This window comes from Dolichospermum sp. UHCC 0352, from assembly GCF_009711925.1.
Taxonomy (GTDB): Bacteria; Cyanobacteriota; Cyanobacteriia; order Cyanobacteriales; family Nostocaceae; genus Dolichospermum; species Dolichospermum lemmermannii.
Window position 1 is genome coordinate 14,810 of the sequence record NZ_VIKY01000153.1, and the last position, 16,039, is coordinate 30,848.

The following is a 16,039-nucleotide window of genomic DNA, read 5'->3' on the forward strand; positions in this document are numbered from 1 at the left end:
ATATATACTCAAGGGCTTGCCAACTTTACCCAAGATTCGGAGTAAACTACTTTTCGCTATTCGGCTTTCATTTTGTAGAATAACCGATAGCAGTAGATAGTTTATTCACGCTCACGCTAACACGAGTAACGGCATGACAGACCCAATGATTGTATCAGGCACTACAAATGATCTCGACTCCCTCCGCCAAAAGTTAATCGCTGGGTCCGAAAAAGTCCAACAACAAATCATCCCGCAGTTAGCTGACTTGGGTAATGATGGGTTAGATGTGTTGAAGGAATTTTTGCTGAAACGTCGTGATACCCCAGCAACTTGGATTGATGGCAAAGTCTACCAAGTCATCTACAATACTGATGCACCGACAAGTCAAGGATTTCTACAAACTAACTTTCCTGAAGGAATTGTACCTCTAAAATCGGACTGTGGGATCAGTTACAATTCTTTGCAAAAGCTACTTGCAGATCAAGATTTTCAAGCTGCGGACCTCTTGACAATTCAAAAGATGTGTGAAGCAGCAGGTCCCCAAGCAGTAAAAAGAAAATGGCTATACTTTACAGAAGTAGAAAGTTTACCAATTCAAGACTTACGCACCATTAATCAACTCTGGGTAGTTCACTCAGAAGGTAAATTTGGCTTTTCCGTGCAGCGCGAAATTTGGTTAGGTTTAAGTAAAAATTGGGTCAACTTGTGGCCAAAAATTGACTGGAAGAATGGTAATAACTGGACAAGATATCCTAACGGCTTCACCTGGGATTTAAGCGCTCCTAGAGGTCATCTACCCCTCTCTAATCAATTGCGTGGTGTGCGGGTGATGTCTTCTCTGTTGTGTCATCCTGCTTGGAATAAGTAGTTAGATCCCGTTAGATCCCCGACTTCTTTGAGAAGTCGGGGATCTGAAATTAACCAACTGCAAAGCCTGTATATTGTCTCATCAAAGGCTCATGAAAAGCTAAGACAATATCTTCTTTTGGTACACCCAATTTAACTAATTCATCTGCTATACCAATCTCCGTTCCATCATGTTGTATCCAAATTTTGCCGTTTTTGATATCAAGATGTAAAACACAACCATGCTGTCTGCGTCTGTTCTTCCAACCAACATACATTAACTGATAATGATTACCAACGGGATCAAAAATCAGTTGTTGCTCAATCTCATCTTTCTTTGAACCTATTTGAGCATACTCTCTGATAACTTGTTGAACATAATTTTGATATTGCTTTAGTTTTTCCATTCTACAATTGCCTCCTGAATCGGATCATAAACAATGATTTTAAGTTGATAATGTTCGACAACTGTTTTGATAAATTGCAATTGAAAGAAAGCGTGATAAACACCCAAAGGAACAGCTAAATATAAAACTCTTTCTGATTCTTTTTGTTCTAATGCGAAACGATAATTAAAAAACTGGCCAACTGCTGTATGAAATTGAGAAATATTAGATGTACCAGTGAAACTCTTAATTTCAACTGCTATTTTTTCTCCAGTTCTTTCAGCAGCGAGAATTTCTTCAGCCCCAAGATCAATATACATTTCTACATCACCAACTTCAATCCTCAAAGGATCATCCGTGATTACCCAACCTTCTTTTTCTAATCCTTTCCTAACAGCATCATGAAAAATATCTTTAGCTGGCATTAGTTTAAAATTTAGTCTTCTTTACCTATTATTATAATAATATTCCCTATGCACAAACCTCACCCAAATCCCCGGACTATCCCAAATGGGTATCTCAAGTTGTAAATTTTACAATTGTTTACAAAAATGGGGGTTGACATCTGAAAGTAAGTTGTTTATTCTAGAAAATAGGACTGCTTAAAAAATGTAATCTTGAGCGAGACTCTAACGCATAAGCGTCGGTATTTGTCTCAGCAGTAGGATTCGTTGTTGACAAGTCCCGATTGATAGGTAGCATGAACACTTGCTTGAATATTTTATTGCGTCATTATTTAGGCTGTTACACCCAATTGTAATCAAACCTGCCACAAATAAAGTGTCCGATTTGTTAAACAATTGATGTAATCTGAAAAATAATGTGTATAAACATTTGCAAGTGTTCATGCCACCCACAACCGAGATTTGTCAACAATGAATCCTAATACTGAGACTGAAACTGATTAAGATAGAGAAACTAAATGAGATAAAACTAATTTTGTAGTTTTTTATTTCATCTAGTTATATTGCTATAGAGGTATGATTTGTTGAAGCTGTTAATTTTTACTAAACAAATTAAAGAATTAACAAAATGAAAGTTTGTATCTATTGGGATTCTGAGAACGTTCATGCAACTTCTGATTTATCAACAAAATTGATAGAATTTGTCACATTAAAAAAAGATCATGTAATCAGCCAAAGGATATACACTAATTCATCAGGAAGAAATTTTGCTAAATGGAGTTTAGAATCTGATTTTCAACAAATTGTGAAAATAGTAGATGTTGCTTATCCCTTAAAAAATGCTGTAGATAATCAACTCAAATCTGATGTAATTGATGATATTTACAGTAATAATTCACCAGACATATTTATCGTAGTTTCAGGAGATGGTGATTTTGCTAATTTGGTTAAAATAATACGAGATAAAGGTAAATACGTCATAATTTTTGCCAGACAAGGTAATGCTAAAAAAAGTCTAAAAGATATTGCGGATGAATTTTACTTCATAGATAACTTACATAAATTAGTTGAGGAAAAAACTCAATCTCAAATAACTAACATTCAGACTCAGATTAGTTACCATGAAGCTGTAGAATATTTGATTAACGCTATCAAAACATCAATAATCAATGAAAAGCGTACAACACTAGGGTACATTAACAAATTGATGGGTCATATTTACCCACAATATCAGAATATTTCCTCTATTTCTACACCTAATGGCAAAAAAATCAAAACCTTTACACACTTTGTAGATATGGTTGTCAAGGAAGGTAAAGTTAAAAAACAAAATCAGGAGTTATTCTTAATTGAATTAAATCAAATAGCTGCCTAAAATACACTCTGTAAATTGGTTTTAAAAACTTTAAAATCCCGGTTTATTAATATAACTGGTTTATGATAACCGCACCTTGCGGTTTTTTCATTTTTGTATATGGTTAATATTCACTAAAAACTCTTACTCAAAAATTAAAATATCAAAATGCACAAACTTCTCACATTCAATCACGAAAAACTTTTGCGTCAAGCACTTACCCATCGTTCCTATGTTAACGAAAACCCCGGAGAAGGGGAACATAACGAGCGCTTAGAATTTCTCGGTGATGCTATTCTCAATTTTTTAAGCGGTGAATATCTCTATGAAAAGTTTGCTGAAAAAGGAGAAGATGAATTAACTCGTCTTCGTTCCGCATTAGTAGAAGAAAAACAACTGGCAAAATTTGCTATAGAAGTAGGTTTAGACTTTAGAATGAGATTAGGAAAAGGAACAATTAGAGATGGCGGTTTTCAAAATCCTAACTTACTAAGTAGTACATTTGAGGCTGTAATTGGCGCTTACTATTTAGATAATAATCGTAATGTTGAACCACTCCGTGAGATTGTTAAAATATTATTTAATGATGCCTCAAAACACATTGTAGAAATCCGTTCTAATGTAGATTCCAAAAATCGGTTTCAAGAATTGGTACAAGCTAAAGGTATCACAAATCCCCCTAAGTATGTAACGGAACAAATAGGGGGACCATCTCACGCGCCAGAATTTAGAGCTAAAGTATTAGTAGAAGGTAAAGAAAAGGGAGAAGGTAAAGGAAAGAATAAAAAAGAAGCCGAAAAAGCTGCTGCTGAAGATGCGTTAGCGAAATGGAAAAATCAGGTTTATTAGATTGATAATTGTTGATTTTCTGCTTGATTTGGCGACTAGAAGTCGCAGCTACATAGACAAGACCCAGCTACGTGGGTTCAAAGGTCTTGATTTTTAATAAGTCCACGCAGGTGGACTTTGTTTGTGTAGTAGTGATTTATAATCGCTGGAAACTAATATTCATGACAACTACTGATGTTATTACTGAATATAAATGTTAATATTCTGTCGTTATTCATAATTGAGTAAGTCAGCTTAATCCAGTATATTTCAGTTAATAGTGCTGGAACGGAGGAACCGAATTGTGGGGCGTATTTTTGTCTTGATGAGTTTAGGAATTTGAGCTTTAAAAATCAAATCAAATCTAAAATTGAGCAAAAAAGGGGATCTCTCAACCCTAGCCCGTCAGCTAACTTCGTAGGCATTGAGAGGAGACTGAAGAGACAGAATTTTAATTATTTTCTGATCTCATCAGTGTCCAAGGTTGGTACTAGTTAATATTTGCGTATCCAAGCTTAACTCTGCTGAGGTGAAATAAATGATATTGCAACTAAATATAGCTGCCATTTTTGCAGTTGCGGGACAAACTGTTTGGAGAAAAGCCAAACTTGTAATTTTTCAAGATACTTTTTTATTCCCAGCATTAGGCTGTTTAGGAATTATTTTATTGTGGTGGATAGTAGCATTAGCTAATCATGAATTAATGCCCACACCACCAGAAGCTTTAATTGCTAATTGGGACTATATCTTACATCCATTCTATGAAAGAGGTCCCGGTGATTTAGGCATTGGTTGGTTATTATTAGCAAGTTTACGGCGGGTAATATTAGGATTTGGTTTGGGTGCATTAGTCGCCATTCCCTTGGGATTTTTGATCGGAATGTCCAGACCGGCAATGCTGGCTTTTAATCCCATTATTCAGATTTTTAAACCAGTATCACCACTGGCTTGGTTGCCCATTTCTTTATCTCTGTTCAATTTAGCAGATCCTTCCGCTATTTTTGTGATTTTCATTACGTCGCTGTGGCCAACTATTATTAATACAGCGTTGGGAGTTTCTAATGTTCCTAAAGATTATTTAGATGTAGCACAAGTCTTGGGAATGAACCGCTGGGGACAGATTACCAAAATTATTTTACCTGCAAGTTTGCCTTATATTTTTACAGGTTTGCGAATTAGTTTGGGGATAGCTTGGCTGGTAATTGTGGCTGTAGAAATGCTCACTGGTGGGGTAGGAATAGGATTTTTTGTTTGGGACGAATGGAGTCGTTTAAATCTGAGTTCTGTATTTTTAGCCGTGTTTGTAATTGGCTTAACTGGGTTGATTTTAGATTACGGTGTGGGAAAACTTCAAGAGTTAGTTACTCACCGTTCAGGAAGTTAATGATTTAAACGCAGATAGAAGATGATGAACGCGGATAAACGCAGATGAATTTGTATTTTCATAAAATCCCAAATGATAAATTATGACTGAAAATCATTTAACTCGCAGAGATTTTATTACGGGAATAGGGGCGACAACTGCGGGAATGATATTATCATCCTGTAATGTTTCTGGAGATAGGTCTGCTAAGGGATTAACTGAGGAAGCTTTAGCGGTGACACCTGTAGTTAAATCCCAAGATTTAGAAAAATCGGATATTACTGTGGGTTATGTTCCTGTTAATGATTGTGCGCCATTTGCGATCGCTTGGAAAAAAGGATTTTTCCGCAAATATGGTTTAAATGTCACACTCAACCGCGAAGCCAGTTGGGCTACTTCCCGCGACGGCTTAATTTTTGGTCGTCTCGACGCTTCCCCCGTCGTTTCTGGTGCAGTTACCAACGCTAGAATAGGGGCTGAAGGGGCGCGTCATGCTCCCTTGTGTGCAGCAATGACCATTCACCGTCATGGTAACGCTATGACCATGAGTAAGGATATGTGGGACTATGGCATCCGTCCTTGGTTTGAATATCAGCAAAAATACGGTGATGGGGCTTTAGAAGCCTTTGGGCGGGACTTTCGCGGCTATTTTGACAAACAACCCCCGGAAAAGAAAGTTTGGGCTGTAGTCCTCAGTTCTGCCATTTATGAATACTTTGCTCGCTATCTTTCTGCTGCTGCGGGTGTTGATCCTTTAAAGGAATTTCGGGTAATCATTGTTTCTCCACCGCAAATGGTGACAAACATGAGAATTGGGGCAATGGAAGCTTACATGGTTGCTGAACCTTGGAACACTAGAGCAATTACAGGTAATGAAGGTATCGGTTTTACCTTTGCCCAAGGTAAGGAAATTTGGCAAGGACACCCAGATAGACTCCTGGGAGTAATGGAATCTTTTATTGTCAATTATCCCAAAACTTACCGTTCTTTGGTGAAAGCAATGATCGAAGCTTGTCAATATTGTGGAAAACCCGAAAATCGCCAAGAAATAGCCGAATTACTCACACAACGTTCTTTCACTGGGGCAAAACCTAAAAAGCCGGGTGTTCCTATTACTAAGTTTACTGGACCGGGAATTATTGGCAATTATAATTATGGTGGTTTTGATGGTAAAGACAGAACTATCAAAGCAGATGATACCACAATTTTTTATGATCTTCCTAATAGTATTCCCCATGAAATAGGAGAACATTCCACATTTTTATGGCGTTCTCGCAGTCTTTGGTTAATGACTCAAGCAGCCCGGTGGGGACAAATCAAAGAAATTCCTAAAAACGCCAAAGAAGTAGCTGCAAAAGGTTGGAGAACCGATTTATATCGAGACATAGCCGCAGAAATGGGAATTGAATGTCCCCAGGATGATTATAAAGTTGAACCTCCTGAAGCATTTATAGATAAAAAAGGATTTGATCCTAGTGATCCTGTAGGATATCTCAATAGTTTTGATATTCGTGCTAACGCTCCTTCTCAGTTTTTCATGTCTTAAAAATAGCTAATTATATCAAAAGGAATTAATCATGGAATATACGATTTCAAAAGATCATACTTCTCCAGAAATTTTACCCCGTAACGGATTTTTGGAAGTAGAGAATTTAGTTAAATCTTATCCAACCCAGGATAAAGGAGAATTCACAGTTTTAGATAATGTTAATTTGACCATTGGTGAAGATGAATATATTTCTGTAATTGGTCATTCTGGTTGTGGTAAATCCACATTATTAAAAATAATTGGTGGTTTTGAAAAAGCTACATCTGGTTCAATTCGCTTAGATGGTAAAGAGATTCGGAAACCAGGAGCAGATAGAATGATGGTATTTCAAAATTATTCATTATTACCTTGGTTAACAGTCCGTGAAAATATCCGTTTAGCAGTAGATGAAGTTTTGAAAAATGCCAATCGGGCTGAAAAAATTAGCATTGTCAATGAACATTTAGCAATGGTAAACTTAACCGCAGCCGCAGACAAATATCCTGATGAAATTTCTGGAGGAATGAAACAAAGAGTGGGTATTGCCAGGGCTTTAGCAATTCGTCCCAAAATGTTATTAATGGATGAACCTTTTGGGGCTTTAGATGCCTTAACTCGTGGTAAATTGCAACGTCAAGTATTAGATATTTGGGAACATCATCGGCAAGCTGTTATGATGATTACCCATGATGTTGACGAAGCAATTTATATGTCTGACAGAATTATTTTGATGACTAATGGACCATCTGCAAAAATAGGAGAAATTTTAACAGTTCCTTTTGAACATCCTAGAGATAGAGTGGCCATGCGGAACTCTACAGAATATTTTGAACTTCGCAATCATGCTCTTAATTTTCTGGATCAAAATTTCACACCAGAGTAGGGGCAAACCCCCCGTGGTTGCCCAGATTTGCTGAGTGAAAGTATGATTTTATTTGGCTCCGCTCCGCTAACACGCTCCAGAGGCAGAGGCTCAGAGAGTCAGAGTTTGAGAGATGGAATTTTTGAATTTTATCCCTCAATTCAGCAATTTCAAGTCTGTAGCCTTCAAAATTTCAGTATTATCTTTTCTCACTCTTAAAGTAGAAGTAGAATTACCATCTTCAGTTATCGGTTGTTCTAAAATGTAGACATAATCCCCATTTTTCCAACCTGTAACACATTTACCATCTCGACAGGAAACTTTACCACCTGTTAACTTGAGACATTTACCATTAGTATCACATCCTTGATAATTCACATTTCCTGTACCATTAACCCCATTCCAAGAATCAGTATTACTCAAAGTAATTGTCCATTTACCATTACTTAAAGTTTGTGAATTACCACTTTTTGAATTATCGCTTGAGGATCTTCTCTCTGAACCTTCACTGACAACTTGCATTTTTGTAATGATGGATTCTTTGCGAGTTTTACCGCAAGGTTCTGCACTTTCACAATCACTAACTGATTGTATTTCATAAACAGCACGGACTTTTTTATTGACAAACTTCTTCTCGTCTGCACAAATATCAAAACTCGCACCAACATTGTGTTCAATGCCTTTTTTATCTACTAAGGTAACGTAGCACATTAAATCACCATTAACTAACTCCTTTACTATTCCTAATTTTGGTTTTTTACTTCCATCTCTTTTAGTATTTTTATCCAGGTTTTTACGAACAGGGGTTTTCTCCTCTTCTTTATTATTTTCATCTTCTTGAGTTTCTGATTCTGGAGAAGATTCTTGTTTATCTTCTTGTTCCCTTGGTGCTACTGAAGAAATTTCCCTTTGACTTTGTGTGACAGTATTACTCGAATCTTCTTTAAACATATCCTTTGGTGCGTTACCACAACTTACCAGAGATATGCAGCTAAGAAATAAAGAAGTTGTGAGAATTAATTTTTTCATGGTACAAATTACAATAGTTGAGAATATTCCTATATTCTAACATAGACCTCATTTAATCAGATTTACAGCGGTTTCCGCTCTTATGAGGTACAAAGTTGAATCATGAAACTCTTGTAGTGCGGGCATACTATGGCTAACGCCACGCTGCGCTATCAACAAGCTCAGTACAAGTCTTGCCCGCTAGATATGTACCTAATAACACCGGGAAGTGCTGTATTCTATATTTTCACTTATCAGAATTATTTGCAGATAAAATCTGAATTAATTGATAATCTTTAAAACTACCAATAATCCGATAAGGTATTGGTAACTTAACAAAACTTGGTTGATAAATCCAAGCATAACTAAAAATAGGTAACTGAGAAATTGAATCTACACTTTTACCATGCTGGGGTGTATAAAAGTAAATTAACAGAGATTCTTTATCATTAAATCCTGTTCCTTTGACAAAGTTAATAGGATGATTATGCAAAATTTTATTAATTGATTCTTGTTGATAAAATACTCTAAAATTCGGGTTAAAATCACCTAATAAACCTAAATTACCCGCTGTAGCTAGAGATAACCAACAACTAATTAATAATCCACCTAGCCAATAACGAGAAGTCAAAAACTTGTGGTGATAGTGAAAATTACCTATCCAGATTAATGGTACAATTAAGCTGCCAAAACCAGAATATATTCCTAGAATTGCATATTTGTGAATATCTACTTCACCCCAAATTAAAATACCTGTTCCAGCTAAAACTAAAATAACGCCTAATATTCCCCAAGCATAACTAATATTTCTGGGTAAATAAACTATCTTGTGAGATGAATATTGATCATCAAATCCTTTTTGGTAAATTTTTCCTAACCAATCTAAACCCACCGCAGCTAGAAAGGCAATAAATGGATAAATGCCAAGACTATAATGAGAGAAACGAGTAGAAAATATACTCAATTCAGTAAATAAGACAACAGGAAACCCGATTAATATTAATGGATATTTAGAAATTGAACGCCGTATGACTAATGCTAAACCTAATAAACTAAAAAATAACCAAGGAAAAGATTTTAAAGCTAGATTCCACACATAAAAGAAAATGCCATTTTTATGTTGTTCATGACTACCTAGTTCTATGACAAATCCCAATAAAGCCCCAATACTATCGCTACCATAACGCAACCAACTAAAATAAAGCCAAATTAAGCTAGGAATTAAACCCACTAAAAACCCTAAATACAACATGGGGTTAGTTAAATGACGATGACGGCGATGATCTATAATTAAATAAGGTAATAATGCTATCATTGGTAAAAAAATCATTAAGCTTCTCATTAAAAAGCCTAAGCCAAAACTTAACCCAGTTATAAAACCATAAAAATATCGTTTTCGAGGATCTATGTCAGATTTTAATAGGGAGAAAATTCCCATAAATACTAATAAGATAGTTGGGACATCTGGTGTGGCTAACCGACAATATTGTAACCACAAAAATGCTACATTTAAAATCATAATTCCCAAAAATGCTAATTCTTGAGATAGTAAAATTTTCCCAACTTTATAAATAACAAATATGCTCAAAATTCCCGCAATCATTGCCGGTATTCGCGCAGTTGTATCACTAACACCAAATAGCTGATAAAAAATAGCAATTAACCAATAAAAACCAGGGGTTTTATGATGAGGATTACCCCAAGGAGATACCCAGTCACCAGTTTCAAACATTTGTCTGGCTCTTAACGCATAAAGGGTTTCATCATGAGCCATGAGACTGGTTTCCCCAGAAGTAAATAACAACAAAGGAAGTAGCCAAATTAACAACTTGGGATATGGTAATTGCCAAAATAGCCGAATTAATTGGATAATCAAAATAATTAGGGGTGATTTAAAAAACATTTATGAATAGTAAATATAGTATTTACTCATGTAGAATAAGTTAAGTTATCAAAAATAACTTATCAATTAGAATACTATTCAAAATTTTCCAATCGGGGAAAAAAGACGTTTATGCTCCTGCAACCAAGTCAACGCATTAAATTAGATGAATCGGATGATCTGTTATTCTATAGTTACCCTCGCTTTGTCACTCATGTAGATGAGGGTTTTATTCAACAATTAACTGATTTATATCGTCAGCGACTGCAATCAAATACTCGTATTCTTGATTTGATGAGTAGTTGGGTATCGCATCTACCCACAGATATAGATTTTGCTCATGTAGCAGGACATGGACTAAATGCTGAAGAATTAGCCCGGAATCCCCAGTTAAATCATTACTTTGTCCAAAATATCAACACAAATCTCCAGTTACCTTTTCCAGATCAAGACTTTGATGCTGTTATTAACTGTGTTTCTGTGCAATATATCCAATACCCAGAGGCTATATTTTCGGAAATACACCGCATTCTTAAACCCGGTGGGATAGCAATTATTAGTTTTTCTAACCGGATGTTTTTTCAAAAGGCAATTCAAGTCTGGCGAGACGGTTCGGAAGCTTTTAGAGTAAAATTGGTCAAGGGCTATTTTGCCTCAGTTCCTGGATTCACCACCCCAGAAGTGATTTGCTCAAAGTCAGCAGCACCAGGTTTTTTACAGTGGTTGGGGGTACCAGGCGGAGATCCTTTGTATGCAGTGATAGCTCAACGTCTTGCGTAGTATTATTTAAAAGTAAATTTCTAGTTTGTAAATGGCAAAATAGTTGATAATTGCCTCACAAGCTCAAGTATTAAGGAGAAGCCAAAAATGGTGAAAAATCATGGGCGGAGAGTTTTAGCTGCTGTATTGCTATCAATCGTACTACTAACTACAGCCTGCTCTACAAAAGCACCCAGTCGTTTTGATCAAGTACAACAGGAAAGTACCAAGCAAAGAAGTGGACAGGCAGTAGTTAAAAATGCAACTCAGGGTAGTAAATTAAATAAATTCTTCCCCAGTAGCGAAGATGGCTATGATCGTGTCTATACCCAAGAGAAAAAAGGCTTTTCTGAAGCAAACTTGAAAAAAGGTGGCAAAGTAGTTGCTCAACTCGCTATTTCTGATACTAGCAGCATACCAGGAGCAGCAGCTAAATTTGCTAACAGCACTGAAAAAATAGGCGGTTATCCTGCGGTAAAAGTTGGTAACACTCAAACTTCGGTTTTGGTGGATAAGTACCAAGTCAAGGTAATTTCTAAAAGTCCATCATTTACTGCGAGCGATCGCGCAGCCTGGATAGAAAAATTTAATCTCGATGGTTTAGCAACGTTGAAATAGTTTAATCGCTTCCCTAACTAACAACCGACGTTAATACAAAACATACACAAGGAGACTTTTGTGAGTAAATCAATTTTCGAGTTAGTTGACGAATTACCAACCAGTAACTTGACTGTTTCCATGTTGAAAGCTTTGGATTTTGTTGCTCCTGGAGAATGGCAAAATACAGTTGGTTTTGTGAATACCATTAAAACTGTTACCGGGGAGACTGACGAAGACTTAATTCAACAAATTGGTGAAAGAGCAATTTATCTATTTAATGATAAATCCCAAGGATATCAAACCGCCCTCTGGCTGTATCAAACTGTTGATGGTACAGATAAAGTTTTAGGTGCAGCCGCTTTAGCTAACAAAGTTGGTCAAACAATTCCCCTGTTCGGTTTTTTAAACTCTTTGACCCCCAAACCTGACAAAGCGCAAACTATTGACTTAACCTTGAAAGTAGTTGCTGAATTAGTCGCCTTTTGTCAAATTAATGGCATTCCTGGGGACAGCATTGGTGATTTTGTTGCTGCTTTAGGTGAGTATGGTGGCGAATCACTGATCCGCATGGTGGCATTAATTTGTGTTGATGGTTTAATTCCCCTCGGACCCGACTTCATTGATAAATCATTATCAATGATTAGTCAAATGAACCCTCAAGAGTTACAACAAAACCCGACTTTTAGAACCATCCAAGATACAATTCCCGGTAATGGTGTGGGTGGTAAAATCGACTTTATTGGCAACAGTTTAGACGGAGTTAAAGGCTGGATGAATGGTATTGTTACAGCTAATGCTTTAACAGCCCAAAAAGTCTTAGGACATTGCAAAGGTTTTCTCGACTTTGCTGATGATAAATTGGACTATGTAGCCGCATTCCTAGACGTGTCTACAAACTACTATGAACACACAGGTACGCAGACATTAGCACGCCGCTTAATTGAACGAGCGATCGCTGAAATCTAGCAGTTAATTGCACAAAAAATCAAATAGGGGCAGGATAAACTCGCCCCTAACCACTGCATAAATTGTACTTGATATCATTAGTAACTACTTGTAATTTGTTTCAATTAACAGGAAATCCGTCGGGATTTCCAGTTGCAGCAGACAAGACTAAAAACTTATCGTTTGAAGCGAGAACGTTGTTGACGACGTTGTTTGTGTCTAGCTATAGCTTTGCGCTTTTCTTTTTCTAAAGGTGTCTCAAAGTGACGCTTTTTCCGCATATCTTGGAAAATTCCCGCTTTGGAAACTTCCCGCTTAAATCTTCGCAGTGCTGATTCAATTCCTTCATTTTCACCTAAGACCACTTGTGTCATTCCTGTTCCTCCGTAGTTTAAATTAATATTTGAGAACTAAAGTCAAAGTAAAATATTCCAGCGGCGTTTAGTCTAGGACTGTATCTGCTGGATACTCTAGATTTTAATTTTTTTTACTGGACTTAATAGCGATTGCGATCTCAACCGAAAATAATCCTTACCTCCCCCATTATAACACTATATGAGAATATTAACCCATGACGAGCAAAATTTCCCCACAAAACTTTGAGCATTGTTAGGGAATTTTTCCCGATCAATACTATTTTAGTGGGAAGCAAACCGTGTGAGAATGCTTTGTGCTTCTTGACATAGTTCCTCATGATTTTGAGCATTACTCGCCAGTAATTCCCCCCATTGATGAATGTCGCCGGTGTTGTATTTTAATGGCGTGCAGTCAAAATGGGTAAACTTGCCACCTGCTTCCGTTAATATAAGTTCGGGAGCAGCCATATCCCAGTCTTTCGGTGCGGATTTACCGGCAAGGGAAATATAAACATCTGCTTGCTGTTCAACTATTGCCGCAATTTTGCAACCGACGCTACCAATCGCTTTTTGATTTTGACAGGGCAAGTGCTGTAAGAGATATTCTAACCTATCGTTGCGGTGTGAGCGACTAACAACCAAAATTAGATCTTGGATATTTTTATGGGAGTTAAGTCGCACAGCCACAGAACCAGTTGTGGTTTCGATAAAAGTCCCACTGCCTCTGGTGGCATAATACAACTTTTGTGTCTCTGGAACTGCCACGACGGCTAACATTGTCTGTGTTCCTTGCACTAAGGCAATATGAATGGCATATTCTCCAGTTTTGTTGATAAAGTCTCTTGTCCCATCTAATGGATCAATTATCCATACCCACTCAGCAGGATTTTTTCCCTGTTCTGATTTATGAGTTTCTTCGCTGATATATCCAAAGTCTTCATTCCCGAAAGCGGCTTGTAGCTGTGACAAGATATATTCACTAACAGCCAAATCTGCAACTGTAACGGGTTCATTGTCTTTATATTGAATATCTAAATTTGGTGCAGCGATAGTACCATGATAATAAGAACTGAGGAGACTGGCTGCACCCCAACCAACTGACCGCGCAATTGTTAATATTTCGGATAAGTCTTTCATTTGAGGATAAATTTGGGTGGAATAGGAAAAATGAACATTAAATATTTGAATTTAGCCAAGGGCGCGTACCGAAATATTTACACGCTTCCGTAGCAGTATTACCAGCTAGTGCTAATGCTTCTATAAAATTTGTTTCCAGGATATAGTGACAGAAAGCACCGTGAAAAATATCTCCTGCTCCTAGTGTATCAACGGGCTGGATTTTTGGCACATTTACCACACCAAATTGACTACAATTTAAGTATTGAATGGGATTTTCTCCTTGAGTAATGGCAATGTGAGGAATGTTAAAATTTTGCAAATAGGCAAAAACATCTTGCTGATTTTTGCAGTTAGGGGGATAGAAATTAGCAGAACAAATAGCATAGTTTACAAAAGGTAATATTTCTGCAAATCCTGGTTTCCAGCTACCACCATCAATGACAACGGGAATATTTTGTTTTTTAGCCATTTGGGCAATGATTTTGCTAACTTCTATTTGATGTCCGTCAATTAAGACAATATCAATATTTTGTAAAATATTTGCGGGGATAGAGGTAATATTTGCCTGAGTTTTGATGGCATTAATAGAAATTACCGCTCTTTCTCCTGTAGCTTGCGTAACAATAATTGAAGAAACGGGTGGTGGTGTATGGCGATGGGAGTCTAAGTCAATAATTGCGACTTGGTAATTCTCTAAATCGCTACGAATTAGCTGTGTAATATCGTGGGAACCCAATACACCTAAAACTGTAGCTTGGTTGCCTAAATGACTCAAGGTGACGGCGGCATTTGTTGCTGGTCCTCCTGCTGCTACAGTATAGTCAGTGGCAACAAGTTTTTGATTATTTTGGGGGGAAGAGTCCGCGAGATAAATTAAATCTAAGGTAATTAAACCCACAAATAAGCCAGATTTGATCATTGATAACTTTGTTAAATTAATATGCAAACTGAACCAAAACCAGGAACACTTTATATTGTCGCTACACCCATTGGTAATCTAGAAGATATGACTTTTAGAGCCGTGAGAATTTTGCAAGCAGTGGATATGATTGCGGCAGAAGACACACGCCACACAGGCAGATTACTACAGCATTTTCAGGTGAAAACTCCCCAAATTAGTTACCATGAACATAATAGTCATAGTCGCATTCCTGAATTATTAGAGCATTTACAATATGGAAAAGCGATCGCTTTGGTAAGTGATGCGGGAATGCCGGGAATTTCTGACCCAGGATATGAGTTAATTAAGGCTTGTATTGATAATGGTATCACTGTTGTGCCTATCCCCGGTGCAAGTGCTGTAATTACGGCTTTGAGTGCGGCGGGATTACCCACAGATAGGTTTATTTTTGATGGTTTTTTACCGGCTAAAAGTCAACAACGCCAGAAATATTTGGAATCTTTGCAAGGTGAATCTCGAACTTTGGTTTTCTATGAATCACCTCACCGATTGCGGGATACTTTAGCAGATTTGGGGACAGTTTTAGGAAGCGATCGCTCTCTAGTAATAGCACGGGAGCTAACTAAATTATACGAGGAATTTTGGCGAGGAACAATTGCCGAGGGGATTACCCATTACCAAGACAAAGAACCCCAAGGAGAATATACTCTTTTAGTAGCTGGAAATCCACCTAGTAAACCTCAACTCACAGAAACTGAATTAAAAAACGAACTATTATCAATGATTAAACAGGGTATTTCTCGTTCTCAAGCTAGTCGTGAGATAGCAAAGGATACGGGTTTATCTCGTCGCTATCTCTATCAACTAGCTTTGACAATTGAACTTAGCGGCTAAGTACAGAGACGATGATCATGAT

The 16,039-nt window shown here is 37.1% G+C and carries 17 protein-coding genes and 1 riboswitch; of the genes, 10 read left to right on the forward strand and 7 right to left on the reverse strand.

The genetic code is table 11. The features are described 5' to 3' along the window. Positions 1–133: 133 nt before the first annotated feature. A complete protein-coding gene (locus FJR06_RS10575) occupies positions 134–850 on the forward strand; it encodes a GUN4 domain-containing protein (protein WP_148763326.1) in 717 nt (238 codons plus the stop codon). 49 nt (positions 851–899) lie between these two features. On the opposite strand, the gene FJR06_RS10580 is transcribed toward FJR06_RS10575, so the two are convergent. Together FJR06_RS10580 and FJR06_RS10585 are read right to left on the reverse strand one after the other, a co-directional pair. Next, on the reverse strand, positions 900–1,235 hold the full coding sequence (locus tag FJR06_RS10580; protein ID WP_168651393.1) for a XisI protein: 336 nt from the start codon (positions 1,233–1,235) through the stop codon (positions 900–902). Continuing rightward, entirely contained in the window at positions 1,223–1,639 is a 417-nt protein-coding gene (locus FJR06_RS10585; RefSeq protein WP_168651394.1) for a XisH family protein, read from the reverse strand. The genes FJR06_RS10580 and FJR06_RS10585 overlap by 13 nt, the downstream gene beginning before the upstream one ends. 607 nt (positions 1,640–2,246) lie before the next feature. Here FJR06_RS10585 and FJR06_RS10590 point away from each other — a divergent pair. From FJR06_RS10590 to FJR06_RS10610, 5 genes are all read left to right on the forward strand, one after another. After that, positions 2,247–2,993 (forward strand): NYN domain-containing protein, encoded by a 747-nt coding sequence (locus FJR06_RS10590; protein WP_168651395.1) that lies wholly within the window; start codon positions 2,247–2,249, stop codon positions 2,991–2,993. Between the two features lie 147 nt (positions 2,994–3,140). Then, complete coding sequence (gene rnc, locus FJR06_RS10595; protein ID WP_168651396.1) at positions 3,141–3,821, forward strand: ribonuclease III; 681 nt, start codon at positions 3,141–3,143, stop codon at positions 3,819–3,821. 221 nt (positions 3,822–4,042) lie between these two features. Then, a riboswitch (cyclic di-AMP (ydaO/yuaA leader) is annotated at positions 4,043–4,239 on the forward strand. Between the two features lie 99 nt (positions 4,240–4,338). Beyond that, positions 4,339–5,184, forward strand: a complete 846-nt coding sequence (ntrB, locus tag FJR06_RS10600) for a nitrate ABC transporter permease (RefSeq protein WP_015078705.1) — start codon at positions 4,339–4,341, stop codon at positions 5,182–5,184. Positions 5,185–5,266: 82 nt separating this feature from the next. Then, positions 5,267–6,709, forward strand: coding sequence for an ABC transporter substrate-binding protein (locus FJR06_RS10605; protein ID WP_168651397.1), 1,443 nt, complete (start codon positions 5,267–5,269; stop codon positions 6,707–6,709). A gap of 31 nt (positions 6,710–6,740) precedes the next feature. After that, the gene (locus tag FJR06_RS10610) at positions 6,741–7,574 is read left to right on the forward strand and encodes an ABC transporter ATP-binding protein (protein WP_015078703.1); all 834 of its coding nucleotides are present in this window, start codon (positions 6,741–6,743) and stop codon (positions 7,572–7,574) included. Between the two features lie 135 nt (positions 7,575–7,709). Here FJR06_RS10610 and FJR06_RS10615 read toward each other — a convergent pair whose 3' ends face one another. Further along, entirely contained in the window at positions 7,710–8,582 is an 873-nt protein-coding gene (locus tag FJR06_RS10615) for a hypothetical protein (protein WP_015078702.1), read from the reverse strand. Positions 8,583–8,808: 226 nt separating this feature from the next. Then, positions 8,809–10,464 carry a glycosyltransferase family 39 protein gene (locus FJR06_RS10620; protein ID WP_168651398.1) on the reverse strand — a complete coding sequence of 552 codons (1,656 nt, stop codon included), beginning with the start codon at positions 10,462–10,464 and terminating at the stop codon, positions 8,809–8,811. Between the two features lie 111 nt (positions 10,465–10,575). Between FJR06_RS10620 and FJR06_RS10625 the strand changes: the two genes are divergently transcribed. The 3 genes from FJR06_RS10625 (at position 10,576) to FJR06_RS10635 (ending at position 12,768) form a co-directional block, all read left to right on the forward strand. Continuing rightward, positions 10,576–11,223 (forward strand): class I SAM-dependent methyltransferase, encoded by a 648-nt coding sequence (locus tag FJR06_RS10625; RefSeq protein WP_148763339.1) that lies wholly within the window; start codon positions 10,576–10,578, stop codon positions 11,221–11,223. 87 nt (positions 11,224–11,310) lie between these two features. Continuing rightward, positions 11,311–11,820 carry a hypothetical protein gene (locus tag FJR06_RS10630; RefSeq protein ID WP_168651399.1) on the forward strand — a complete coding sequence of 170 codons (510 nt, stop codon included), beginning with the start codon at positions 11,311–11,313 and terminating at the stop codon, positions 11,818–11,820. Between the two features lie 60 nt (positions 11,821–11,880). Then, positions 11,881–12,768, forward strand: a complete 888-nt coding sequence (locus FJR06_RS10635; protein ID WP_168651400.1) for a hypothetical protein — start codon at positions 11,881–11,883, stop codon at positions 12,766–12,768. A 155-nt stretch (positions 12,769–12,923) separates the two neighbouring features. On the opposite strand, the gene rpsU is transcribed toward FJR06_RS10635, so the two are convergent. The 3 genes from rpsU to FJR06_RS10650 form a co-directional block, all read right to left on the reverse strand. Beyond that, positions 12,924–13,121 (reverse strand): 30S ribosomal protein S21, encoded by a 198-nt coding sequence (rpsU, locus tag FJR06_RS10640; RefSeq protein WP_015078697.1) that lies wholly within the window; start codon positions 13,119–13,121, stop codon positions 12,924–12,926. A gap of 264 nt (positions 13,122–13,385) precedes the next feature. Next, positions 13,386–14,240, reverse strand: a complete 855-nt coding sequence (locus tag FJR06_RS10645; protein ID WP_168651401.1) for a 3'(2'),5'-bisphosphate nucleotidase CysQ — start codon at positions 14,238–14,240, stop codon at positions 13,386–13,388. A gap of 37 nt (positions 14,241–14,277) precedes the next feature. Beyond that, complete coding sequence (locus tag FJR06_RS10650; RefSeq protein WP_015078695.1) at positions 14,278–15,141, reverse strand: sugar kinase; 864 nt, start codon at positions 15,139–15,141, stop codon at positions 14,278–14,280. A 21-nt stretch (positions 15,142–15,162) separates the two neighbouring features. Between FJR06_RS10650 and rsmI the strand changes: the two genes are divergently transcribed. Next, positions 15,163–16,017 (forward strand): 16S rRNA (cytidine(1402)-2'-O)-methyltransferase, encoded by an 855-nt coding sequence (rsmI, locus tag FJR06_RS10655; protein WP_168651402.1) that lies wholly within the window; start codon positions 15,163–15,165, stop codon positions 16,015–16,017. Positions 16,018–16,039: the final 22 nt, after the last annotated feature.